Origin of the sequence: Bradyrhizobium sp. 2TAF24 (assembly GCF_052115025.1) — a bacterium.
Classification (GTDB): Bacteria; Pseudomonadota; Alphaproteobacteria; order Rhizobiales; family Xanthobacteraceae; genus Bradyrhizobium_A.
This window is the reverse complement of sequence record NZ_JBFRFW010000002.1, coordinates 281,634-305,403: the sequence shown is the minus strand read 5'-3', so window position 1 is coordinate 305,403 and position 23,770 is coordinate 281,634. Positions and strand designations below refer to the sequence as shown.

Annotated in this window: 21 protein-coding genes; 9 read left to right on the top strand and 12 right to left on the bottom strand. The window is 65.8% G+C overall.

Going from position 1 to position 23,770, the window contains the following annotated elements; all coding sequences use genetic code 11:
* Window positions 1–147 precede the first annotated feature (147 nt).
* Together AB4Z37_RS04660 and AB4Z37_RS04655 are read right to left on the bottom strand one after the other, a co-directional pair.
* Window positions 148–672, bottom strand: a complete 525-nt coding sequence (locus AB4Z37_RS04660; RefSeq protein ID WP_441515510.1) for a hypothetical protein — start codon at window positions 670–672, stop codon at window positions 148–150.
* A 2-nt stretch (window positions 673–674) separates the two neighbouring features.
* Window positions 675–884 carry a TOBE domain-containing protein gene (locus tag AB4Z37_RS04655; protein ID WP_441515509.1) on the bottom strand — a complete coding sequence of 70 codons (210 nt, stop codon included), beginning with the start codon at window positions 882–884 and terminating at the stop codon, window positions 675–677.
* Window positions 885–1,098: 214 nt separating this feature from the next.
* On the opposite strand from AB4Z37_RS04655, the gene AB4Z37_RS04650 reads away from it, so the two are divergent.
* A complete protein-coding gene (locus tag AB4Z37_RS04650) occupies window positions 1,099–1,797 on the top strand; it encodes an ABC transporter permease (RefSeq protein ID WP_441515508.1) in 699 nt (232 codons plus the stop codon).
* Window positions 1,798–1,802: 5 nt separating this feature from the next.
* Here the strand turns inward: AB4Z37_RS04650 and AB4Z37_RS04645 are convergent, their stop codons facing one another.
* Window positions 1,803–2,630, bottom strand: coding sequence for a substrate-binding domain-containing protein (locus AB4Z37_RS04645; RefSeq protein WP_441515507.1), 828 nt, complete (start codon window positions 2,628–2,630; stop codon window positions 1,803–1,805).
* A gap of 46 nt (window positions 2,631–2,676) precedes the next feature.
* A complete protein-coding gene (gene mepA / locus AB4Z37_RS04640) occupies window positions 2,677–3,609 on the bottom strand; it encodes a penicillin-insensitive murein endopeptidase (RefSeq protein ID WP_441515506.1) in 933 nt (310 codons plus the stop codon).
* A 383-nt stretch (window positions 3,610–3,992) separates the two neighbouring features.
* Here mepA and AB4Z37_RS04635 point away from each other — a divergent pair, with 383 nt between their 5' ends.
* Window positions 3,993–6,224, top strand: coding sequence for a putative bifunctional diguanylate cyclase/phosphodiesterase (locus tag AB4Z37_RS04635; RefSeq protein WP_441515505.1), 2,232 nt, complete (start codon window positions 3,993–3,995; stop codon window positions 6,222–6,224).
* A gap of 66 nt (window positions 6,225–6,290) precedes the next feature.
* On the opposite strand, the gene lepA is transcribed toward AB4Z37_RS04635, so the two are convergent.
* Window positions 6,291–8,096 (bottom strand): translation elongation factor 4, encoded by a 1,806-nt coding sequence (gene lepA, locus AB4Z37_RS04630; RefSeq protein WP_441515504.1) that lies wholly within the window; start codon window positions 8,094–8,096, stop codon window positions 6,291–6,293.
* A gap of 158 nt (window positions 8,097–8,254) precedes the next feature.
* On the opposite strand from lepA, the gene AB4Z37_RS04625 reads away from it, so the two are divergent.
* On the top strand, window positions 8,255–9,871 hold the full coding sequence (locus AB4Z37_RS04625) for a glycosyltransferase family 39 protein (RefSeq protein WP_441515503.1): 1,617 nt from the start codon (window positions 8,255–8,257) through the stop codon (window positions 9,869–9,871).
* A gap of 29 nt (window positions 9,872–9,900) precedes the next feature.
* Here the strand turns inward: AB4Z37_RS04625 and AB4Z37_RS04620 are convergent, their stop codons facing one another.
* The 5 genes from AB4Z37_RS04620 to AB4Z37_RS04600 form a co-directional block, all read right to left on the bottom strand.
* A complete protein-coding gene (locus AB4Z37_RS04620; protein WP_441515502.1) occupies window positions 9,901–10,218 on the bottom strand; it encodes an HPr family phosphocarrier protein in 318 nt (105 codons plus the stop codon).
* A gap of 5 nt (window positions 10,219–10,223) precedes the next feature.
* Window positions 10,224–10,625: a PTS sugar transporter subunit IIA gene (locus AB4Z37_RS04615; protein WP_441515774.1), complete on the bottom strand. Its 402-nt coding sequence runs from the start codon at window positions 10,623–10,625 to the stop codon at window positions 10,224–10,226.
* A gap of 134 nt (window positions 10,626–10,759) precedes the next feature.
* Window positions 10,760–11,290, bottom strand: coding sequence for an HPr kinase/phosphorylase (locus AB4Z37_RS04610; protein ID WP_441515501.1), 531 nt, complete (start codon window positions 11,288–11,290; stop codon window positions 10,760–10,762).
* Window positions 11,287–13,122 (bottom strand): stimulus-sensing domain-containing protein, encoded by a 1,836-nt coding sequence (locus AB4Z37_RS04605; protein ID WP_441515500.1) that lies wholly within the window; start codon window positions 13,120–13,122, stop codon window positions 11,287–11,289. Before AB4Z37_RS04605 ends, AB4Z37_RS04610 begins: the two co-directional genes overlap by 4 nt.
* 156 nt (window positions 13,123–13,278) lie before the next feature.
* The gene (locus AB4Z37_RS04600) at window positions 13,279–13,980 is read right to left on the bottom strand and encodes a response regulator transcription factor (protein WP_441515499.1); all 702 of its coding nucleotides are present in this window, start codon (window positions 13,978–13,980) and stop codon (window positions 13,279–13,281) included.
* Window positions 13,981–14,262: 282 nt separating this feature from the next.
* Between AB4Z37_RS04600 and AB4Z37_RS04595 the strand changes: the two genes are divergently transcribed.
* Together AB4Z37_RS04595 and AB4Z37_RS04590 are read left to right on the top strand one after the other, a co-directional pair.
* Window positions 14,263–14,994: a HugZ family pyridoxamine 5'-phosphate oxidase gene (locus AB4Z37_RS04595; RefSeq protein WP_441515498.1), complete on the top strand. Its 732-nt coding sequence runs from the start codon at window positions 14,263–14,265 to the stop codon at window positions 14,992–14,994.
* A 258-nt stretch (window positions 14,995–15,252) separates the two neighbouring features.
* Window positions 15,253–16,866: a phosphoenolpyruvate carboxykinase gene (locus AB4Z37_RS04590; protein ID WP_441515497.1), complete on the top strand. Its 1,614-nt coding sequence runs from the start codon at window positions 15,253–15,255 to the stop codon at window positions 16,864–16,866.
* 85 nt (window positions 16,867–16,951) lie between these two features.
* On the opposite strand, the gene AB4Z37_RS04585 is transcribed toward AB4Z37_RS04590, so the two are convergent.
* Complete coding sequence (locus AB4Z37_RS04585) at window positions 16,952–17,833, bottom strand: LysR family transcriptional regulator (protein ID WP_441515496.1); 882 nt, start codon at window positions 17,831–17,833, stop codon at window positions 16,952–16,954.
* A gap of 105 nt (window positions 17,834–17,938) precedes the next feature.
* Here AB4Z37_RS04585 and bla point away from each other — a divergent pair, with 105 nt between their 5' ends.
* From bla to AB4Z37_RS04570, 3 genes are all read left to right on the top strand, one after another.
* Window positions 17,939–18,826 (top strand): class A beta-lactamase, encoded by an 888-nt coding sequence (gene bla, locus AB4Z37_RS04580; RefSeq protein WP_441515495.1) that lies wholly within the window; start codon window positions 17,939–17,941, stop codon window positions 18,824–18,826.
* Window positions 18,827–18,964: 138 nt separating this feature from the next.
* Entirely contained in the window at window positions 18,965–19,558 is a 594-nt protein-coding gene (locus AB4Z37_RS04575) for a TetR family transcriptional regulator C-terminal domain-containing protein (RefSeq protein WP_441515494.1), read from the top strand.
* Window positions 19,555–20,448: a haloalkane dehalogenase gene (locus tag AB4Z37_RS04570; RefSeq protein WP_441515493.1), complete on the top strand. Its 894-nt coding sequence runs from the start codon at window positions 19,555–19,557 to the stop codon at window positions 20,446–20,448. Before AB4Z37_RS04575 ends, AB4Z37_RS04570 begins: the two co-directional genes overlap by 4 nt.
* Before the next feature lie 25 nt (window positions 20,449–20,473).
* Here AB4Z37_RS04570 and ligD read toward each other — a convergent pair whose 3' ends face one another.
* Entirely contained in the window at window positions 20,474–23,224 is a 2,751-nt protein-coding gene (gene ligD / locus AB4Z37_RS04565; RefSeq protein ID WP_441515492.1) for a DNA ligase D, read from the bottom strand.
* A gap of 177 nt (window positions 23,225–23,401) precedes the next feature.
* On the opposite strand from ligD, the gene AB4Z37_RS04560 reads away from it, so the two are divergent.
* Window positions 23,402–23,767 carry a hypothetical protein gene (locus tag AB4Z37_RS04560; protein WP_441515491.1) on the top strand — a complete coding sequence of 122 codons (366 nt, stop codon included), beginning with the start codon at window positions 23,402–23,404 and terminating at the stop codon, window positions 23,765–23,767.
* Window positions 23,768–23,770 lie beyond the last annotated feature (3 nt).

The following is a 23,770-nucleotide window of genomic DNA, read 5'->3' as shown; positions in this document are numbered from 1 at the left end:
GCGGGCGCGCATCCGGCTCCCGCGTCAGTGGTCGAGATTGATCCGCAGGAGCGCCGTCCCGCAGTCCCGGCCACTTACGGTAGGCCCGGACAACGCCGGCAAACTAGCAGGAATGGTTGCGCGGTCAAAGAGTTATGGCGTCACATCTCACCGGGCGCTCGCGGGCCTGGCGCTAGCCGGTGTCACCGCGACCGTGATGGAGTTGGCGGCCATACCGCTGACCTGCACCACCAGCGGTGCCGCCTGCAGCGCGAACGTGACCACCTTGCGGATGCCGTCGCAATCGGTCGCGCCGCTGAAGGCCACGGTCTTCAGCGGCTTGCCGTCCTGGACGGCATCGAGCCAGGCCGCCGCCGACAGGCTGATGGTGTAGGTGCCGGCGGTTGGCGGCGCCGGGAGCCGGATATAGCCGGCATAGGTGTCGGAGGAGCGGGGTGCGCGTTCCGGCGGTGTCGGGAGTTGCGCCTCCGCGGCCGGCCGCAGCGCGATGCGGACCGGCTGTGTGGACGCAGGCGCGGCAGTGGCGCCGGATTCGACCTTGAGCGGCTCCGACCGCAGGATCGCGCGCTCACGATCGATCGGCCATTTGAATTTGTCGCAGCCGCTGGGCTCGGCGGCCCATGCCGCGCTGGCGGCGACCAGGGCGCCGCCGGTCAGGATGAAGCGGCGCATGATCAGTCGACCCCGATCATGACGTCGGATGCCTTGATGACGACCGTGGCGGAGCCCTGCACCTTGAGGCCGAGTTCGTCCACGGCTTCGTTGGTGATGGCGGCAGTGATGATCTGCCCATTGCCGATGTCGACGCGAACATGGGCGGTGGTCGCGCCCTTGGTGATATCGACGACGGTGCCCTTGATCTGGTTGCGTGCACTGATGCGCATGCGGTCCTCGCAAGCGAAGCCTCATGCCGTTCGATGAACGGTCTGATGGCCTTTGAAATCGCTGGGAACCGCCGTTCCGGTGGGATCGTGCCCGTGCAGGGTCACGACCTCGCTTTCTTAGACGGTTTTGCCGGTCATGGAAACGGTGTAGCCGCGGCAACTCCGGCTGTCGGCGTGGTGGTGCCAGGGCGTGCGACAGGCTAGATAACAGCGAATGCCCGACGTCCTCCATGCCGCCGCATCGAGTCTCGCCCTGATCGGGGCGTTCGATTCCGACCTTTTCGGAATCGTCGGCCTGTCGCTCGGCGTCAGCCTGTCGGCGAGCCTGATCGCGATGGTCATTGGCGCGCCGCTCGGCGGCTTGCTGGCGGTGGGCCGGTTTGGCGGCCGCCACACACTGATCATCCTCGTCAATGCGCTGCTGGGGTTACCGCCGGTGGTGGTCGGCCTTGCCATTTATCTGCTGCTGTCGCGTTCCGGGCCATTCGGGTTCGCCGGCTTGCTGTTCACGCCGGGCGCGATGGTGTTGGCCCAGGTGGTCCTGACTGTGCCGATCGTGATTGCACTGGTGCACCGGCCGGTCAGCGTGCTCTGGAGCGAATATGGTGAGCTGATGCGCCTTGACGGCCTGTCGAAGGCACGCAGCCTTCAGTTGCTGTTCGTGATCGGCCGCGCGTCGCTGCTGACGGCCTTCCTGGCGGCGTTCGGCCGCGCCATTGCCGAGGTCGGTGCCATCATGATGGTGGGCGGCAACATCCGCGGCTACACCCGCACCATGACCACGGCGATCGCGCTGGAGACCGGCAAGGGCGCGCTCGAGCTGGCGCTGGCGCTCGGCCTTGTCCTGATCGCGCTCAGCGTGCTGGTGAGCGCGGTGGCGTTTGTCGTCAACAGCCGCATCGGCGAGAGCTAGAAGCGCTATTGGCCGGCGTTGGGGAAGAACAGCTGTTCACCGCCGATCCTGTAGGCGGCGATCGTGGCCTGGCCGTCCTCCGAGATCAGCCAGTCCACGAAGGCCTGGCCGTCGGCGGCATGGACCTGCGGGTGCTTCATGGGATTGACCAGCATCACGCCATACTGGTTGAACAGCCGCCGGTCGCCCTGCACCAGGATGCTCAGGTCACCCTTGTTTCGGAATGACAGCCAGGTGCCGCGATCGGACAGCAGATAGGCGCTGGTGGCGGCGGCCATGTTGAGCGCAGGGCCCATGCCCTGGCCGATGTCGCGATACCAGGCGCCCTTGATGGCATCGATGTCGAGGCCGGCGTCTTTCCAGGTGCGCAGCTCCGCGGCATGGGTGCCCGAACGGTCGCCGCGCGAAATGAACGGCGCCTGCGCCTCGGCGATGCGCCGGAAGGCGGCGAGGACATCCTCAGTGTCAGCGATATGCGCCGGATCGCGTTTCGGGCCGATCACCACGAAGTCGTTGTACATGACGTCGAAGCGCCGCACGGCGTAGCCTTCGGCGAGGAATGTCTCTTCGGCGGGCTTGTCGTGGACGAACACCACGTCGGCGTCGCCGCGACGGCCGATGTCGAGCGCCTGGCCGGTGCCGACGGCTACTACCTTGACCGCGATGCCGCTCGCCGCAGTGAAGCGCGGCAGCAGGAACGTGAACAGGCCGGACTGTTCGGTCGAGGTCGTGGAGGCGACGGTGATCGTGCGCTGCTGGGCCGTGGCGTCGCCGCCGAGCGCCAGGACGGCGATGGCGGCGAGGAGTGCGGGGAAGCACGACAGGCGGATCATTGGCTCTCCGGAAATGCGCGGCGCGCAGCGGCAAGCCGCCAGCGGATCACGGCACCTGCAACACCTGTTTGCAGGCGGCGGGGAGATCAGCCAGCGTCAATGGCGGTTTGGGCTTCGGCGGGGTCGGCGGCGGCTTGGGATGCAGCACCGCATCACTGAACCAGTAATCGAGGTCATGGCCGCAGCCGTCCGTTGCTGCCGGCGGCTCCTGTGGGGTGCAATCCGGATTACCGGGCGGGCATTTGATGCGGACATGGAAGTGATAATCGTGCCCGTACATTGGACGTACCTTGGAGAGCCAGGCGCGGTTGCTTCCGGCCTCGCGGCACAGCGCCTTCTTGATTGCTGCGTTGACGAAGATCCGCTCCACTTCCGGTTCCTCCGCCGCGGCGCGGATGGCTTGCAGGTGCTTTGGGGTCCAGACCTTGGGATCGATGTCGAGGCGGCTGGTCGAGACCATGTTGACGGCGGACATCTCCTCGCGCTCGTTGCGCGACAGCATCCGGTTCGGCATCGGCGTCAGCCAGATATCGGCATCGAGGCCGATCTGGTGACTGGCATGCCCCGTGATCATCGGGCCGCCGCGCGGTTGCGCCATGTCGCCCATCAGCAGGCCGGGCCAGCCGGCGGCCTTGTGCACCTTGGCGGATAACCGTTCGAGCAGGGCGATCAGCTCCGGATGGCCCCAGTTGCGGTTGCGCGACAGGCGCATGACCTGCCAGGTCGGACCGTTGATCGGGAGTGCTTCGCCCCCCGCGAGGCAGCCTTTGGCATAGAAGCCGATCGCACGCGGCGCCAGTGCCGCCGGTTGCACCTTGCGGCCGAACAGCTCCTTTGCCGCGGTCGCGGGATCGTCGGGATGGGCCAGCGGAGGCAATGGTTTGGGATCGAGCGTGCCCTTGTCCTGGGCGAACGCTCCCGGGGAGGCCGCGACAACGGCCGGCAGCAGGACGGCGAGAATCAGGCGGCGGATCGACATGCGCGGGCTTTATAGCTCAACTCGCGGTGATCTGCCTTATGCAGGCTGGCATGCCGATATCAACACACGATTAACCCTGAACATGAATGGGCGGTCCGCGATACTGCGACAATCGTTCGCGCCGGCGGATCGGGTGGCAGGCGCGAATTTGTTCAACGACAGCCGTCCAGGTGCTCAAAGCACGCCTTGCCGTGTCATTTGAATGAAATTTCGGCAGGAATCGCGTGGAAGGAGAGCGCGCGCCCAGGAAACGGGCAGCGGATCGCCGCCGTGGGGGCGTAGTTTTGCGGACGCGCGCACGGTGTACGCGGCGCAAGATACCGTTTTTTCAGACACTTGGCCGACAACACTGGATCGCAGGATGCGAGTGCAGGGCGTCTGGAATGCCGAAGAAGCGGCGCAAAATCATCGGAAAGAAAAGAACGACCAAGCCGCTCGGTCGGTCGGTCGCGCGCCTGTCGCGACGGCCGGAGCCCCGGCTTGTCGCGCGCGGCGAGCGAGCGGCGCGTGGCGCCGATGTCGACCGGGTTCGCGCCGAAGCAGACGCGGCCATCGCGGATGCGCGCAGGGCCCATGAGCGGCTGCGTGAGGCGATCGATATCCTGCCCGAAGGAATCGTCTTTCTGGATTCCGACGGCCGCTACATCCTCTGGAACAAGAAGTACGCCGAAATCTACCGGCGCAGCGCCGACCTGTTCGAGCCCGGTGCGCGGCTCTCGGATACGTTGCGCATCGGTGTTCAGCGCGGCGATTATGTCGAGGCCGCGGGGCGTGAAGAGGAATGGCTCGCCGACCGGCTTGAGAAGCTGCATCGCCCGGACGGGCGGCACGAGCAGATCCTGGCCGATGGCCGCTGCATCCTGATCGAAGAACGGATGACCGGCGACGGCGGCATCATCGGTCTGCGCGTCGACATCACCGAGCTGAAGCAGCGCGAGGCATCGATCCGCCTGCTGTTCGAAGGCAATCCGGTGCCGATGATCGTGTGCGATCCGGCGGCCGGCCATATTCTCAGCGTCAATGATGCGGCCATCGCCCATTATGGCTACAGCCGCACCGACTTCGAGAAGCTGACCATCCGTCACATCCAGGCGTTCGAGGCGGAATTGCCCTGGACTGGCGATCGCAGCGGCGATGAAAGCTCAGCCCGCACCTGGAAGCACGTCAAGGCCGATGGCACGCTGATCGATCTTGCGATCTACTCGCGTCATCTGATCTACGACGGCCGGCCGGTGGTGCTGCTGGCGCTGATGGATATTACCGAGCGCAAGCGCGCGGAACAGCGTCTCAGCTTCGTGGCCCAGCATGACGGCCTGACCGGCCTGCCCAACCGCAACCTGCTGCGACAGAAGCTGGATGAAGTGCTCGCCCGCACCCGCCGCTCGGGTGAGAAGATCGCACTGCTGTTTCTCGACCTCGACAATTTCAAGACCATCAACGACACGCTCGGCCATGACATCGGCGACGAGTTGCTGCGCAGCGTCACCAAGCGGCTGCGATCGTCATTGCGTGAGGAGGACGCCGTGGCGCGGCTCGGCTCCGACGAGTTCGCGATCCTGCAGACCCCGATCGGACGCCCCGAGGACATCGTGCCGCTGGCCAAGCGACTGCTCGACGTCATCAGCCAGCCTTATCTGTTCAACGGCCATTCGGTGGTGATCGGCGCGAGTATCGGCATCGCGCTGGCGCCGGGCGACGGCGACGATACCGAGAAGCTGCTCAAGAGCGCCGACATGGCGCTGTCGCGGGCCAAGCGCGAGGCGCGCGGCACCTACAGCTTCTTCGAGCCGGGCATGGATGCCAGTGCACAGGCGCGCCGCCGGATCGAGACCGAGCTGCGCGCCGCGATCGAGAGCGGCGTGCTGCAGCCCTACTATCAGCCGCTGGTCGATCTCAAGAGCGGCCGCGTCACCGGCTTCGAGGCGCTGGTGCGCTGGCCGCATCCCGAGCGGGGGATGGTGTCGCCGGGCGAGTTCATTCCGGTGGCCGAGGAAACCGGCCTGATCAACGCGGTCGGCTCGATTATGCTGCGGCGGGCGTGCATGGATGCCGCAACCTGGCCGGACGACGTGCGTGTGGCGGTCAACCTGTCGCCGCTCCAGTTCCGTGCCGGCAATCTGCTGTCGGTGGTGATGGACGCGCTCAAGCAATCCGGCCTGTCGGCGCGGCGCCTGGAGCTCGAGATCACGGAAACGCTGCTGCTCGAGAAGAGCGACGAAGTGATCGCCACCCTGCATGCGCTGCGCGCCCTGGGTGTGCGGATCTCGATGGACGATTTCGGCACCGGCTACTCGTCGCTGAGCTACCTGCGCAGCTTCCCGTTCGACAAGATCAAGATCGATCAGTCGTTCGTGCGCGATCTCGGCGCCAACAGCGATGCACAGGCGATCGTGCGCTCCATCATCAGCCTCGGCAAGGGGCTCGGCGTCACCATTACTGCCGAGGGAGTGGAGACGGAAGCGGAGCTGAGCTGCCTGCGCACGGAGGGCTGCCACGAAGGGCAGGGCTTCCTGTTCAGCCGGGCGCGGCCGAACGACGAGATCGTGCAGTTGCTGCGGGCGCAACGGCTGGCGCGCGACGAAGAGGCGCCGTCCGAGACCAATCTGGTGGCATGAAGCCGGTGGCACGCGCCGTGAGACGGCGCCTGCGGGCGGAGTTGGGACGGTTCGAGGCGACGCGCCTCAGCTGTCGACCTTGAGCGCAGCAATGAAGGCTTCCTGCGGGATGTCGACCTTGCCGAACTGCCGCATCTTCTTTTTGCCTTCCTTCTGCTTTTCCAGCAGCTTGCGCTTGCGGGTGATGTCGCCGCCATAGCACTTGGCGGTGACGTCCTTGCGCAGCGCGCGCACCGTCTCGCGCGCGATCACCTTGCCGCCGATCGCCGCCTGGATCGGGATCTGGAACATGTGCGGCGGGATCAGCTCCTTCATCTTCTCAACCATGGCGCGGCCGCGGCCTTCGGCGCGGGTCCTGTGCACCAGCATCGACAGCGCATCGACCGGCTCGTTGTTGACCAGAATCTGCATCTTGACGAGGTCGGCGGCACGGTAGTCGGTGAGATGATAGTCGAACGAGGCGTAGCCTTTCGACACCGACTTCAGGCGGTCGTAGAAATCGAACACCACCTCGTTGAGCGGCAGCTCGTACTTCACCATCGCCCGGGCGCCCACATAGGTGAGCTCCTTCTGATTGCCGCGGCGGTCCTGGCACAGCTTCAGCACGCTGCCGAGGTAATCGTCCGGCGTCAGGATGGTGGCCTCGATCCACGGTTCCTGGATCTCGGCGATCTTGACCACGTCCGGCATGTCGACCGGGTTGTGGATCTCGATCTCCTCGCCGTCGGTCAGGCTCATCTTGTAGATCACCGACGGCGCGGTCGCGATCAGGTTGAGATTGAACTCGCGCGACAGCCGCTCCTGGATGATCTCGAGGTGCAGCAGGCCGAGGAAGCCGCAACGGAAGCCGAAGCCGAGCGCCGCGGAGGTCTCCATCTCGAACGAGAAGCTCGCGTCATTCAGCCGCAGCTTGCCCATGGCGGCGCGCAATGTTTCGAAATCGTCGGCATCGACCGGAAACAGTCCGCAGAACACCACCGGGATCGCCGGCTTGAAGCCCGGCAGCATCTGGGCGACCGGCTTGCGGTCGTCGGTGATGGTGTCGCCGACGCGGGTGTCCGCGACCTCCTTGATGGCCGCGGTAATGAATCCGATCTCGCCCGGACCGAGCTCGTCGACCTGATGCATCTTGGGCGTGAAGAAGCCGACCCGTTCGACGTCGTAGGCCGCGCCGGTGCCGAGCATGCGGACGCGCTGGCCTTTCCTGAGAACGCCATCGACGATACGCACCAGCACCACGACGCCGAGATAGACGTCGTACCAGCTGTCGACCAGCAGCGCCGTCAGCGTCGCATCGCGGTCGCCTTTCGGCGGCGGCAGGCGGGTGACGATCGCCTCGAGGACGTCGCCGATGCCGATCCCGGTTTTTGCCGAGATCATCACCGCGTCGGACGCATCGATGCCGATGACGTCCTCGATCTGCTGCTTGATCTTGTCCGGTTCTGCGGCGGGCAGGTCGATCTTGTTGAGGACCGGCACGATCTCGTGGTTGTTGTCGAGCGCCTGATAGACATTGGCCAGCGTCTGCGCCTCGACGCCCTGGCTCGCGTCCACCACCAGCAGCGAGCCCTCGCAGGCCGCCAGCGACCGGCTGACCTCGTAGGCGAAGTCGACGTGGCCGGGGGTGTCCATCAGGTTGAAGATGTAATCCTTGCCGTCCTTGGCGCGGTAGTTCAGGCGCACGGTCTGCGCCTTGATGGTGATGCCGCGCTCGCGCTCGATATCCATCGAATCGAGCACCTGTTCCTTCATCTCGCGCTCCGCCAATCCCCCTGTCAGCTGGATCAGGCGGTCGGCAAGGGTCGACTTTCCATGGTCGATATGGGCGACGATGGAAAAGTTGCGGATGTTGGAAATCGGCGTCGTAACCATTGCGGCGGGATAGCATTGGCGGTCCTCAGCGGCAACCGCCTTGCGGCCCGAATCCGGCCAGATTTCAGGCTTCCATAGCGTTCCTGCTAAGGTCCGAGCCGCAATCCCGATTCCTCCGCGCCGGAAAATGCTCTAGCTAACGTACCAAGGATGGCGCGATGACGGACGTTCAATCGATCAAGGCCCTGCCCACGCGGGCGCGGCGCGGGAGAGGGGTGCGGCTGCTGGCGGCCCGGCTCGCCCTGTGGGCGACGGACGAAAGCACCGCGCCCGCGGCCGTGATCTGGTTCGCGGCCCTGCACGCGGCGCTCTGGACGGTGATTCTGACGGCCTTGAAGGCGGCCCAGGATGTCCACATGGACGTCGCCGAGGCCTTTGCCTGGGGGCAGCAGTTCCTGCTCGGCTATGGCAAGCACCCGCCACTGTCGGGATGGGTCGCCGGCCTCTGGTTCAGGGTTTTCCCGGTCACAGACTGGTCGAGCTATGCGCTGGCGATGGCGACGGTCAGCGTCGGCCTGGTGGTCTGCTGGTACATTGCCGTGCGTGTAGTCGATCGCCGCCGGGCTTTCCTCACCGTCGTGATGCTGGCGATCTATCCGATCTTCAACTTCAAGGGCTTCAAGTACAACACCGACCTGCTGCAACTGGTGACGCTGCCGCTGATCGTGCTCGCGTTCCTGTCCGCGTTCGAGCGGCGCAGCGTGCGTGCCGGCGTCTGGCTCGGGCTTGCGGCGGTCGCCGGCGTGATGACGAAGTACTGGGCGTTCACCGTGATCGGCGCGGCGGGGCTCGCGGTGCTGGCGCATCCGGATCGGATGCGGTTCATCCGCTCCCCGGCGCCGTGGGTGGCGCTGGTGGTCCTGATCGCCGGTCTTGCTCCCCATGTCTGGTGGCTGGTCCAGGTGAACTTCGCTCCCTTCACCTATGCCGGCGACGTTTATGAGCTGGGGTCCCGTACCCGCGCGGCGCAGTTTGCACTGCTGTATGTCGGCCACAACATTGCCCTGCTCACGCCGGTGCTGCTCGCGGGCTGGGGCGCGTTGTTCTGGCAGCCGCTCAACCAGCCGTGGTGGCGCTCGATGATTCGCATGTCGCAGGCTTCGACGGGCGTCGACCTCGCGCAGGCCCGCAATGTCTGGATGATCCAGGGGATCATCGGCCTCGTGCCGCCCGTCGCGGCGGTGGCCTTCGCGATCTACATCAAGACCGACTGGGGCATTCCGCTGTTCTTCCTGGTGCCGCTGGCGTGCCTCGCGATTCCGCACCTGCGTGTGCAACGCATCGCCATCGGCCGGCTGGTGCTGATCTGGCTGGCGATGACCCTGGTCGCGCTGGTGGTGGCGCCGCTGATCGCGCAGAGCTCGGTCAAGCAGACCGCAGGCATCGGCTCGACCTCGACGCCGACGGCGCAGTTCGCCCAGCAACTGACCGACATCTGGCACACGCGCTTCCGTTCGCGCTGGGCTGTGGTCGCGGCCACCACGGAAGCCGGTCAGCCGATGGTGTTCTACAGTCCCGACCATCCGGCGCCGTTGACGCCCGGCGAACTCTGGTCGTCCGGGCTGACCTCGCTCGACGAGGCCAAACGCCTTGGGTTCATCGGCATCTGCGATCAGGGTGACTATCGCCTCGGGATCTGTGAGGCCTGGATGGCGAAGCATGCGGCGAATGCTGAGCAGCTCAACATCTCGGCCCGCCGCTTCTTCCACGGGGCGTCCGGTCCGCTGGTGCGCTGGAAGGTCTATGTGGTGCCGCCGGCAGCGCTCGCACAGTAGCCGGCGGCGCGCACGCCGACTGCGACGCGCTACTCGTCTTCGCCGAACTTGTTGGTGACCAGGGCGGTGATGGCCTCGAGCGCGTTGGCCGCTTCAGGGCCCTTCGCGGAAATCAGGATGGTGGTGCCGATGCCGGCGGCCAGCATCATCAGCCCCATGATCGAGGTGCCGCCGACCGTCTCGCCATTGCGGGTGACGGTGATATCAGCGTCGAACTGCTCGACCATCTGCACGAACTTGGCAGACGCGCGTGCGTGCAGGCCACGTTTGTTAGTGATGGGGACTTCGCGAACGAACACGCCGGGCAGCGTGGACAGGGTGTCGGGTTTGCCGCCGTTGTCCGCCATCGCTGTCATTTGCCGGCAAGCACACGGCTGGCGATGGTGACGTATTTGCGCCCGGCCTCCTGGGCGGCGGCAATCGCGTCGGGCAGCGGCAGGTCGTCGCGGACCTTGGCGAGCTTCACCAGCATGGGAAGGTTGATGCCGGCGAGCACCTCCACCTTGGGGCGGCTCATGCACGAGATCGCGAGGTTGGACGGCGTGCCACCGAACATGTCGGTGAGGATGGCGACGCCCTGGCCGGTATCGACGCGCTTCACGGCCTCGATAATGTCGCTGCGACACAAGTCAGCGTCATCCTCGGCGCCGATCGTGATCGCCTCGATCTGTTTTTGAGGACCCATCACGTGTTCAAGCGCGGCCCGAAACTCGTCGGCAAGGCGCCCATGGGTCACTAGGACTAAACCAATCATCGAAGACTCCTCGCGGGTGCATTGGTGCACCGCACGAAAGGGCCACATCTTGACCATCCAGAGCCCCGAGGCAAGGGGGGATGTTGACGCTATCCTGCGCCTTCCGGGGCTGCCGAAGGGGCGGTGGACGCGGTCTATTCGGTGGCGATAGTGGGGCTTATATGGTTACCAAACTCCTTCCGGCAATCATGCGAAGGTCGAGGATCTGGTACGGAGCCGGGAGGCGTCAGCAGTGCCGCCACCACTAATGGAAAAGCGGCGAAACCGCTGCCGACCGGAATTCTTGGTGTTATAATACCTTTTAAGCGAATTTCGAGCGCCACTGCGGGGGGCATTCGCTCCGCATCCGGCGCCGCCAGGTCGACCACCAGACCAACCGGAGCCTCGGGCACAAAGTCGCACCGGCGCAGGCCGAGGCCGCGAATTTCGATCAGTCCGGCGAGCGCGGCAACGGGGCGGGCCATCAGCAGGGCGTCCTGCTTCGCGAGCAGGACCCGGTCGTCGCCGACGAGCGTCGCCGGCGGAATCTGCCCGGCCCGGCCGGCCACAATCAGATCGAAGGCGAGGCGCGATTTGCCCGATCCCGACGGGCCGCGAATCAGGACCGCCCGGTCGCCCACCTTGACGGCGGAGGCGTGAATGCTCGGGTCCGCAGCCGCCGTCATAGCGCCGGCAGCCTGACGATGAAGCGGGCGCCGGCAATCGGCGTATCGCCGCTGGCGTTGGGCTTGCCCGCGCGGTTCTCGGCCCAGATCCGGCCGCCATGGGCCTCGACGATCTGCTTGGAGATCGACAGGCCAAGGCCGGAGTTCTGGCCGAAGCCCTGTTCCGGTCGGTCGGTGTAGAAGCGGTCGAAGATCTTTTCCAGCGCGCCGGGACGAATGCCCGGCCCGTCGTCGTCGATCACGATCTCGATTGCGTTGTTCTTGACGCGGCGGCACAGCACCCGGACCGAGGCGCCGCTGGTGGAAAACGACTGGGCGTTGGACAGCAGGTTGGACACCACCTGGCCGAGCCGCGAGTCGTGTCCGGGGACCGAGAACGAGTCCTGCGGATTGCCCTCGAAGCGCACCTGAACCCGGACATTGTTGCTGTGGCTGGTCTCGTTGGCGACCGTGGCCAGCGTGTTCAGCAGCCGGCGGATGTCCACCGGCGCGGCATCCTGCCGCTGCAGCTCGGCATCGAGACGGCTGGCGTCGGAAATGTCGGAGATCAACCGGTCGAGCCGGCGCACGTCATGCTCGATGACATGCAGCAGACGGCTGCGGCTGGCGTCGGAGCGCGCGAGCGGCAGCGTCTCGACGGCGGACCGTAGCGAAGTCAGCGGGTTCTTCAGCTCGTGGGACACGTCGGCAGCGAAGCGTTCGATACCCTCGATGCGATTGTAGAGCGCTTCGGTCATGTCGCGCAGCGCCCCCGAAAGATGCCCGATCTCGTCACGGCGGCCGGTGAAATCGGGAATCTCGACGCGGGTCTTGATGCGGCGGCGGACGCGCTCGGCGCTGTCGGCGAGTCGCCGCACCGGGCCCGCGATGGTGCTCGCCAGCAGCAGCGACAGCATGATCATGACCGCGGCGGCAAGGCCGAACACCTTGAGGATCGCGAGGCGCTCGGCGGTCACCATCTGGTCGATGTCGTCGCCCTGGGTCGACAGCATCAGCGCGCCGTGCACGGCGCGGAAGCGCTGCACCGGCACGGCGACGGAGACGATCACCTCGCCGCGCTCGTTGATGCGCACCATGCTGGCCTTCTGGCCGTTCAAGGCGTCGCCGATCTCGGAATAGCCGTTGCCGTTCTCCGGGCCGAGTTCGCGGTAGAGCGGCAGGTCGCCGCGGTTGAGCCAGGTGCGCACGGCGATCGTGATGCGCTCGACGAGCCCTGGCTTCTCGCTCGACGGCGGCGCGAGGTCGAAGCGCAAGACGTCGCCGCGGCCGTAGAGGCTGCGGCTGTCGAGCACCAGCACGCCGTCGCGGTCATAGATCCGCGCCCGCGTCTTGGTCGGCGAGATCAGGCGGCGCAGCACCGGCGCGACCCGCTCGGGATTGATCGGGAAGTCGAGGCCGGACAGCACGTCTTCCGATGGCCCGTAGGTTTCGCCAGGCTTGAGATCGAGCAGACGGTCGGGGTCGATCGTGATGGTGTTGGTCTCGACGGTCGCCGAGGCGGCGATGGCGCTGGCGATGATCTCGGCCTGCGTCATCAGGGTCTGCGCGCGGGCGTCGATCAGGCCGGCGCGAAACTGGGACAGGTAGAGAATGCTGGCGACCAGCGCGATCAGGCCCGCGAGGTTGAGCGAGACGATGCGGCGCGTGAGACTCGAGAAACTGAGCGCGAAGATGTACTGGCCGGCGCGGCGCAGCCAGCCGAGCGGACGCTGCCAGCCGGGAGCGGGCTTGGCCTCCGCAAGCTCCGTCGCGTCGGCTTCGGCCTCCAGGACCGGCGGCAGGGTGTCGTCGTCCGTGTCCGAATCGCGATCTTGAACAGGGCGATCAAGCAAAGGGAAGCGGCCTGGTTGTTGCGTCGGGCCCGGCGCGCGGACCTCGACGTCAGTTTATCCCAGCACGCACGCCGGTCCAATCGGAACGGTACGGACCAGGTTCCCACAGAGCCGGGCCGGAGCCACCGCTGGCGGCCTCGGCCCGCGTGACCGTAATCAGGTTTCCTTGAAACGGTAGCCGACGCCGTACAGCGTCTCGATCATCTCGAAATCGTCGTCGACCATCTTGAACTTCTTGCGCAGCCGCTTGATGTGGCTGTCGATGGTGCGATCGTCGACATAAACCTGGTCGTCATAGGCCGCGTCCATCAGCGCGTTGCGGCTCTTGACGACGCCGGGGCGGGTGGCGAGCGCCTGCAGGATCAGGAACTCGGTGACGGTCAGTGTCACCGGCTCGTTCTTCCAGGTGCAGGTGTGCCGCTCCGGATCCATCCGCAGCAGGCCGCGCTCGAGCGCCTTGGGGTCGGCCTCCTTCGGCGTGGCGGTCGGATCCTTCGGGATCGACCGGCGCAGCACGGCCTTGACGCGCTCGACCAGCAGGCGCTGCGAGAACGGCTTCCGGATGAAGTCGTCGGCGCCCATCTTCAGGCCGAACAGCTCGTCGATCTCCTCGTCCTTGGAGGTCAGGAAGATCACCGGCAGGTCGGACTTCTGGCGCAGCCGGCGCAGCGTCTCCATGCCGTCCATGCGCGGCATCTTGATGTCGAGGATGGCGAGATCCGGCGGACTGGTACGGAAACCGTCGAGCGCCGAAGCCCCGTCCGTGTAGGTCATGATCCGATAGCCCTCGGCTTCGAGCGCGATCGAAACGGAAGTCAGAATGTTGCGGTCGTCGTCGACCAAGGCGATTGTGGGCATGAGCCTGCTTTCAAACTCGGTGGCTATGGCGGCGAGCGCTCCTCGTCCCGAGACGTTTTGCTTAAAGACGCTTTTCAAGACGCTTCGACAAAAACGCTTCCAGAGAACGCTCAACCGGAAAAGGCCTCAAAACGACCTTCGATCGGGGCCAGCGAGCAATGCAAGCTGGGCTGAAATGTGACCGAGTTCCCAGAAACGTTCCTGCGCCGTCGGCGGTTCCAAAGTTATATAATCCCAATCACCCCGGCAAAAAACCCTTTAATTTCAAAATAGCAGGTTCCCATGACACCCGACGCCGACTTCGATCCCGGCCAGCTTGCCCGCAGCCTGCTGCGCCGCAGCCGCCAGGGTGCGCTGGCGACCCTGATGGCCGGGTCCGGTGATCCCTATTGCTCGCTGGTCACAGTCGCGAGCGCGCCTGACGGTGCGCCGATCCTGCTGATTTCGCGCCTCGCGCTGCACACCCGCAACCTGATGGCAGACCCGCGGGTGTCGCTGATGCTGGACGAGCGCCGTGCCGGCGATCCGCTGGAAGGCTCCCGGATCATGGCCGGTGGTGTTGCCGAGGCGGTCGGCGAAGTGGCGGTCGATCCGCTCAGGCGACGCTATCTGGCCGCCCATCCATCCGCGGAAGCCTTTGTCAATTTTAAGGATTTTTCGTTCTTCGTGATCCGGATCGTGTCCGTGCATCTGGTTGCCGGCTTCGGGCGGATCGTCGACCTCGTCCCGGCGCAGGTGCTGACCGATCTCAGCGGCGCCGATGCGCTGCTGGCGGCCGAGGAAGATATTCTCAGCCATATGAATACGGATCATCGCGAGACCATGTCGCTGTACGCATCTCGCCTGCTCGGTGCTGCGGCCGGTGACTGGCGCTGCGTCGGCTGTGATCCCGAAGGCATGGACCTGCAGCAGGATCAGCAGGTGCTGCGTCTTGCGTTTCCGCGGCGGATCGTCGCGCCGGCAGATCTGCGCAAGGTGCTGAAGGAGTTGGCGGAGCGCGCCAGGGCATGTTGAGGGAGCTTTTGCTCGGTTTCCCGGCGCCTTGATGGCTCACGCATCATGGTCGCGGAGAATCCTCCTAGATTCCGCAATGCATCATGTTTTTCCGGGGTTTGAATAAACCAAATTGACCGGGATCGGCTTGGCAACCCACGTGTTGAGCACTATTAGATCGCGGATTGGAGCCGACCGTCATCATTCGGTCACCGCGACCAGAGGGGTGTCAGGCGTCGCTGGGCGTCAGGCGATTCGCGGGTTCAAGGAGGACTATCTGTGCAAGAGACTGGCGTACACAACGGCGCGTACGGCGCCGACAAATTCGGTTTCAAGAACCTCAAGGGTGTGAACTGGAATCTGGGTACGCCTGCGCTCTACGAACACGCGCTCCGCAACGGTGAAGCCGAGCTGACCGCCGACGGCGCGCTGTGTGCCGAAACCGGCGTGTTCACCGGCCGCAGCCCGAAGGACAAGTTCACGGTGCGTGACGCCACCACCGAAAACAACGTGTGGTGGGCCGGCAACCAGTCGATCACCGCCGAGCAGTTCGAGGCGCTGTATCAGGACTTCATCAAGCATGCCGAAGGCATGACGCTGTTCGCGCAGGACCTCTATGGCGGCGCCGATCCGGACTTCCGCATCAAGACGCGCGTCTACACCGAGCTCGCCTGGCACTCGCTGTTCATCCGCACCCTGCTGATCCGCCCGAAGGCTTCTGAACTGGCGTCGTTCTCGCCCGAGCTGACGATCGTCGATCTGCCGAGCTTCAAGGCCGACCCGAAACGTCACGGCGTGCGCTCGGAGAACGTCGTGGCCATCGATTTCGCCCGCAAGATCGTCCTGATCGGCGGGTCTTATTATGCCGGCGAGATGAAGAAGTCGGTGTTCACCACGCTGAACTACTACCTGCCGGCGCAGGGCGTGATGCCGATGCACTGCTCGGCGAACGTCGGGCCCAATGGCGACACGGCGATCTTCTTCGGCCTGTCCGGCACCGGCAAGACGACGCTGTCGGCCGATCCTAAGCGCACGCTGATCGGCGACGATGAGCATGGCTGGGGCGCGAGCGGCGTCTTCAACTTCGAAGGCGGCTGCTACGCCAAGTGCATCAAGCTGTCGGAAGAAGCGGAGCCGGCGATCTATGCCGCCAGCAAGCGCTTCGGCACCGTGCTCGAGAACGTGGTGTTCGATCCGATCACCCGTGTCGTCGATTTCGACGACGGCTCGAAGACCGAGAACACCCGCTCGGCCTATCCGCTCGACTTCATCCCGAATGCTTCGGAGACCGGCCGCGCCGGCCAGCCGAAGAACCTCGTGATGCTCGCGGCCGACGCGTTCGGCGTGATGCCGCCGATCGCCAAGCTGACCCCGGCGCAGGCGATGTACCACTTCCTGTCCGGCTACACCGCGAAGGTTGCCGGCACCGAGCGCGGCGTGACCGAGCCTGAGCCCGAGTTCTCGACCTGCTTCGGCGCGCCGTTCCTGCCGCGCGACCCAAGCGAATACGGCAACCTGCTGCGCGAGCTGATCGCCAAGCACAATGTCGACTGCTGGCTGGTCAACACCGGCTGGACCGGCGGCAAGTACGGCATCGGCAGCCGCATGCCGATCAAGGTGACCCGCGCGCTGCTGACCGCGGCGCTCAACGGTTCGCTGCGCAACGCCGAATTCCGCACCGACAAGTATTTCGGCTTCGCGGTGCCGACCGCGCTGGACGGCGTTTCCAGCGAGATTCTCGATCCGGTCAACACCTGGAAGGACAAGGTGGAGTTCGACAAGACGGCGCGCAACCTCGTCGCCATGTTCCAGAAGAACTTCGCCAAGTTCGAGGCCAAGGTCGATGCCGATGTCCGCGCCGCCGCGCCGGACGTCAAGCTCGCGGCCGAGTGAGCCGACGCGTTATCGTGAATGATGAAGGGGCGGCCCGTCGGGCCGCCCCTTTTTTCATGGCCGCAGGCCAGCGGCGCTGCGCGTGTCAGGCGCGCTCCATCCTGCCGGCCTCACCAATCAGCCAGTCCTTGAACGCCTGCATCGCTGGCGTCTGCCGCTTCGAGCGCAGCGAGGTCAGCCAGTAGTCGCCGGTGTGGATGTCGGTCTTGAATGGCCGCACCAGCCGCTCCTGGCGCAGGTGATCGGCGAACATGCTGGGGGGCAGCAGCGCGACGCCGGCGCCGCGCGCGGCGACTTCCGCCATGATGATGGAGGAATCGAACATCGCGCCCTTGAGGGTCGGGCAGACGAGACCGGCGCCGGCGAACCACAGCGGCCATTCGTCCGGCCGGTAGGAACGCAGCAGCACCTCGCGCTTGAGGTCCGACGGCCGGCGCAGGCGTTTGGCGATCTTCGGCGCACACACCGGCGTCAGCGGCGCGGCGAACAGCCGTGCCGCCTCGGTGCCATGCCAGGCGCCGTCGCCGAAACGGATCGCGAAGTCGAGGCCCTCGCCGGCGATGTCGACGCGGTTGTTGTTGGTGAGGAGCCGCAGGTCGATGCGCGGGTTGGCTTTCTCGAATGCGGCGAGCCGCGGCAGCAGCCAGCCGCTGGCGAAGGTGCCGACCACGCCGACGGTGACGACGTCGCGGAAGTAGCCGCCCTCGAAGCGGTCGAGAGTGGCGCGAATGCGGTCGAACGAATCCGCGATCGCCGGCAGCAGCGCCTGTCCTTCGTCGGTGAGCGCAAGGCCGCGCGGCAGGCGGCGGAACAGCTGCACGCCGAGCAGGTCCTCGAGGCTCTTGACCTGGTGACTGACGGCGGCCTGCGTCACGCGCAGTTCGAGGCCGGCGCGGGTGAAGCTGAGCTGCCTTGCGGCGGCTTCGAAGGCGCGCAGCGCGTTGAGCGGCAGGTGGGATGATCGCATGTCGTGACCCAAATTTTTCTAATGTCTCGTCCGATGATTGATCGTTTGTCAAGGCGGGCCATCGCGACCAAGGTGCCGCCACCGAATGGATGGGGTTTCGAAGACATGTTGACGAGACGATTTGTGGTGGCGGCGGGCCTCGCCGCGGCGGGTTCCAGCGCGCTGGCGAGCCTGCGCGGTGCGCGGGCCGCAGGTTCCGCCATGGACCAGTTCCTCGCGGAACTGAAAGTGCTGGAAAGCGACAGCGGCGGCCGGCTCGGCGTCGCCGTGCTGGACACGGCAAACGGTGCGTTGTTCGGCCAGCGGTTGGGTGAACGCTTTGCGATGTGCAGCACCTTCAAGCTGTTGGTCGCCGGCGCCATCCTGGCGCGCGTCGATGCCGGCAAGGAGAACCTTGCGCGGCGCATCCGGTTCAGCCGTGGCGACCTCGTCCCGTTCTCGCCGGTGACGAAGGAGCTGATCGATGGCGACGGGATGTCGGTGGCGGAACTCTGTCAGGCGGCGATGACCCGCAGCGACAACACCGCCGCAAATCTCCTGGTTGCGAGCCTCGGCGGCCCTTCGGCGATCACGGCTTTTGCCCGCAGCCTTGGTGACGAGGTGACGCGGCTCGACCGCGTCGAGCCGGGGCTCAATGAAGGGAAGCCGGGCGACGACAATGACACCACGTCACCGCGCGCCATGGCCCACAGCGTCCAGGCGCTGACACTCGGCCATGCGCTGCAGCCGGTGTCCCGCGACCAGCTCATCGCGTGGCTGCGCGCCAGCGCCACTGGGGATTCACGCCTGCGCGCCGGCATGCCGGCGGGCTGGCGTGTCGGCGACAAGACAGGCAGCGGCAGCAACGGCACGGCCAACGATGTCGCTGTGATCTGGCCGCCGCAGCGCGCCCCGATTATCGTCGCGGTCTATCTCACCCAGGCTCACGAGAAGAAGCAGAACGCGACCATCGCCGCGGTCGGGCGGGCGGCCGTCTCGGCGCTCGGGGGCTGATCGGCCGGGGGCTGGCGTTCGCGTCGCGGTGTGGTGAGGGCGGCCTGATTGGCCGCCCTTTTTTGATGCTCGCGGGGACGCCGGCGGGAGGAAACATCAGGCTTGACTTTAATACGTACGTACGTATTAAATATGGACATGGCAAAAGCATCCCTGAAGCAACAGATCCTCGAAGCCGGCCACGACCTGATCTGGGCCGGGGGATACGCAGCAACCGGCGTCCGCGACATCGTCGCGGCCGCCAAGGCTCCCCAGGGGTCCTTCACCAATCACTTCCGCTCGAAGGAGGACTTCGCGCTGGAGGTGCTCGATCGCTACTTCGCCTATGTGCAGGGCCTGGTGGCGGAGGCGCTTGGTGACGCCGCGCAGCCACCGACCGCGCGCCTCAAGCGCTATCTCGACCTCATCACCACCAAACTCGCCGAGGCCGACTTCGCGCGCGGCTGCCTGATCGGCAACTTCAGCCTGGAGACGGCCGGCACCAGCGAGCGATTGCGCGCGCGCCTGTCGGACATCTTCGTGCTCTGGCGCCAACCTTTTGCGGACTGCATCGCCGAGGCGCAGGCCGCGGGCGAGATCACCGACGCCTTCGCGGCGGATGATCTCGCCGACTTCCTTCTCGCCTCATGGCAGGGCGCGATGCTGCGCATGAAAGTCGATCGCAGTCCCGCGCCGCTCGAACGTTTCAAGTCTATTGCCCTCGCAACGATTTTCGGAAAGACCAGGCCATGACCCGCAATTCGCAGCTCGCTTCGCACCAGATTTCCGTTCTCGACTCGATGATGACCTACACCTCGGCGGGCACTGATGGACCCACCATCGTCTTCCTCCACGGCAATCCGACATCGTCCTACATCTGGCGCAACATCATTCCGCACGTCGCCATGCAGGCGCGCTGCATCGCGCCGGATCTCATCGGCTACGGGACGTCCGGCAAGCCCGACATCGACTACAGCTTTGCCGATCAGGTGCGCTATCTCGACGCCTTCATCGCTGCGCTCGGCCTGACCAATGTCATCCTGGTCGCACAGGACTGGGGCACCGCGCTCGCATTCCACTATGCGGCACGCCATCCGCACAATGTCGCCGGTCTCGCCTTCATGGAGTTCATCCGGCCGTTCGCGACATGGGATCAGTTTCACCAGCGGCCGGAAGCACGAGCCCTGTTCCAGGCCTTCCGCACGCCCGGCAAGGGCGAGCAACTGATCCTGCACGACAACGTGTTCATCGAGCGGGTGCTGCCGAACTCGGTGCTGCGCAAGCTGTCGAACGAGGAGATGAACGCGTATCGCGCGCCGTTCCCGACACCGCAGTCGCGCAAGCCGATCCTGAAATTGCCTAACGAATTGCCGATCGAGGGGCAGCCGCCGGCGGTGCACGATGCGCTGACGTCGGCCCATGCGGCACTCGCGGCCTCGCGCTATCCCAAGCTGCTGTTCTCGGTGACTCCGGGGGCGCTGGTGTCGCCGGCCGATGCGCAGGCCTTCGCGGCGAAGCTGCACGACTGCGAACTGGTCGAGCTCGGCGCCGGCGCGCACTATCTGCAGGAAGATCACGCCGATGCGATCGGTCGCGGCATCGCCGATTGGATGGCGCGCCGTCTCCTGCCGAAGGCCGCATGACCGGCGCCCGCTGCGCCGCAGAAGTTCAAAGAAAGGTTTTCAGCGCGGCCTTCAACGGCCGCGCTGCCGCGTCGTAGCCGGCCCACGCCTTGCTCTTGCCGATCAGGCCGGGCGCGGTCCGCACGGTAAAGCGGCTGGGATCGAGACCGGCCTTCACCTGCGCCCAGGTCAGCGGCATTGACACGGTCGCGCCCGGACGAGCGCGTGGCGACAGCGGCGCGACCGCGGTCGCCATGCGGTCGTTGCGCAGGTAATCGAGAAAGATCCGGCCGTCACGCAGCTTCCTGGCCATGTTGATCAGGTAGAGCTTCGGGCTGTCGTCGGCCATCTGCCGGCAGACCGCCTGTGCGAACGCTTTCGCTTCCTGCCACGTGGCTGCATGACGTTTGTCATGCAGCAGCGGTGTCACCACGTGCAGGCCCTTGCCGCCGGTGGTCTTGCAAAAGCTTTCGAGACCGACGGCGGCAAGGCGGTCCTTCAGCTCGCGCGCGGCGGCGATCACGCGGGCGAAGTCGACCTCGGGAGCGGGATCGAGGTCGAACACCAGCCGGCCCGGCACCTGCGGGTCGCCGGGCGCACAATTCCACGGATGCAGCTCCAGGCCCGCGGTCTGCGCCACTGCGACCAGCCCCTCGACGCTGTCGATCTGCAGATAGGGCTGCCGCTCGCCAGAAACCCGCGTCGCGGTCAGGTGGGGCGACATGCCTTTGCTGGCGTGGCGCTGGAAGAACGTTTCGCCGCCGATGCCATCGGGCGCGCGGACGATCGAGCAGGGACGCCCGGCGATGTGCGGCAGCAGCCAGTCACTGATGTCTGCCATGTACAGTGCCAGATCGTGTTTGGTCACTGGCGCGCCATCGCCTGCGTCGGGCCACAGCGCCTTGTCTGGACTGGAGATGGTGACGCCTCTGACGGCAACGGCTTTCGTGCCTGATGCCGGCGCGGAGCGAGCCGCATTCTTGGTTGCTGCAGGGCTGGTCGGTGCGGCGGTGCGGGACGCCGGACTGTCGCCGGCTTCGTCCGTCACCTCGTCCGCCGACTTGTCCAGCCGCAAGCCCTTGAATGCGGCCTGGCGTACGTTGCGGCCGTCGGTCCACCCCGCGAACGCGATCTCGGCCACCAGCGCCGGCGTCACCCAGTGCACGTCGCGCCCGCCGCGCGGCGCATTGTCGCCGCTGAACGGACTCTTGTTCGCGGCCGCGGCCTTCAGCGCGGGCATCAGCATGTTCAGCGCAGCCTTGCCGTAGCCGGTGCCGACGAGGCCGCAGTAGGCGAGATGTCCGCTGCGATGCACGCCGACCATCAGCGAGCGAAACTTGCCACCCGTGGTCTTCCAGCCACCGATCACCACCTCCTGCCCGGGGCGGGTCTTGGCCTTGGTCCAGCTGTCGGTCCGGCCGGAACGGTAGGGCGCGTCGGCACGCTTCGAAATGACGCCCTCGAGCAGCTGCCGACGCGCCGCCTCTTCCATCGCCGCGCCGTCCACATCGAAGTGCGCGACATAGCGAATGATCTTCTGTGCCGTAGCCGACTGCGCCTCGATCAGCTCCTTGAGGCGCGCCTTGCGCGCCAGCAGCGGCTGCTGGCGCAGGTCGGTGCCATCGATGAACAACAGGTCGAAGGCGAGAAAGGCGAGGTCGCGGTCATCGCGCTCGGACAGCGCTGCCTGCAACGCGGAGAAGTCCGGCCTGCCTTCGCTGTCCAGCGCCACCACCTCGCCATCGATGATCGCATCGGGCAAGCGTTTCGCGTGCCTCGCGATGGTGGGAAACCTGTCCGCCCAGTCAAGCTGTTTACGGGTCTTGAGCGCAACGCTGCCACGTGCGATGCGCATCTGGAGGCGATAGCCGTCGAACTTGATCTCATGCACCCAGCCGTCTCCGGAGGGCGGATGGTCGACCGTTGTGCACAACTGTGGATCGACGAAGGCAGGCAGCGCGCCGGCTTCGCCAGTGAGCGTGGGTTCGGCACGACGCCCCTTCGGAGCGCGGGCAGATGCACGGATCTGTGCGGCGAGACCTTCCCTCGAATCCCACACCGCATCCGCGGCCATGACAGCCTTCGTCAGCATGAACGGCTTGGGCCGTGGGCCCGTCCCCGCCGCGATGTCGGCCAGCGTGCGGCCCGACGCCACCGAGCGGTCCCGCTTGAGCAGTTCATCGCCGTCGCCGATCCTGGAATAGGCGTCGCGGTGCTTGATCAGCAGCCAGTTGGTGCGCTTGCCGCCGCTGCGGTCGTGCTTCATCCGCACCAGCACCCATTCGCCCTGCAGCTTCTCGCCGGCGAGCGCGAATTTGAGGTCGCCCTTGGCAAGCCCGTTGTGCGGATCGTGCGACAGCCAGTAGCCGCGATCCCAGATCTGCACGGTGCCGCCGCCATACTCCCGATCGGGAATCGTGCCTTCGAAGTCGCCGTAGTCGAGCGGATGATCCTCGACCTCGACCGCGAGACGCTTGTCATGGGGATCGAGCGAAGGGCCGCGCGTCACGGCCCATGACTTGAACACGCCATCGAGCTCGAGACGCAGATCATAGTGCAGCCGTGTGGCATCATGCTTCTGCACCACGAAGCGCAACTGCGGCGCCGCCGCGATGCGCACGTCGCCGCGGGGTTCGGCGGTCCGAGAGAAGTCGCGCTTGGCGCGATAGGTGGAGAGCTTGGGATCGGCAGCCGTCCGGGACGGGGAGGTGGCCGCGCCGCGCTTGGGCGAAGCCGACGGCCGCGAGGCCCGAGGTGTTCCGGGCGCCTTTGTGGAGGCCGGTTTCCGTGGAGCCAAGATCCACCTTTGCTTTCATGACGCCGCGCCGCGGCGGTAACAAGGACGGTTTCGAGCCGGTACCGCCGGATTTTTGTTTCGTGACATTTCCGCGCCCCCCTTCGGGAGGCGGCAGCAAGGTTTTGTTAACCACGCATCATCGTAATGGCATCGACACGCAAGCATCAAGGCGCGGCCATGTCGGATATCTACAGCATCCTCCAGTCCAGCTACGCTACCGCGTCGTTCTCGCCGTCGTCGAACACGCCCTATGTCAATGTCGACCCGGCCAGCTATCAGGGCACCTGGAGCGGCACCTACTCGAACAACCAGAAGTTCTCGATCCAGGTCTCGAACGTCGACGGTTTTCGTGCCCAGGTGAAGTACCAGAGCGGTGCCACGGTCAGCTATCAGAACGTCCTGATCAAGGACAGCTCATTCCGGATCGGCGACACCAAGTTCACGCTGGCGCAGCAGGGGCAAGCGCAGATCCGCACCGCGGTGACGAGCCCGGTCGACGGCAGTGTGTCGCTGGTGACGGCCATGGCGACCCAGAACGGCTGAGAG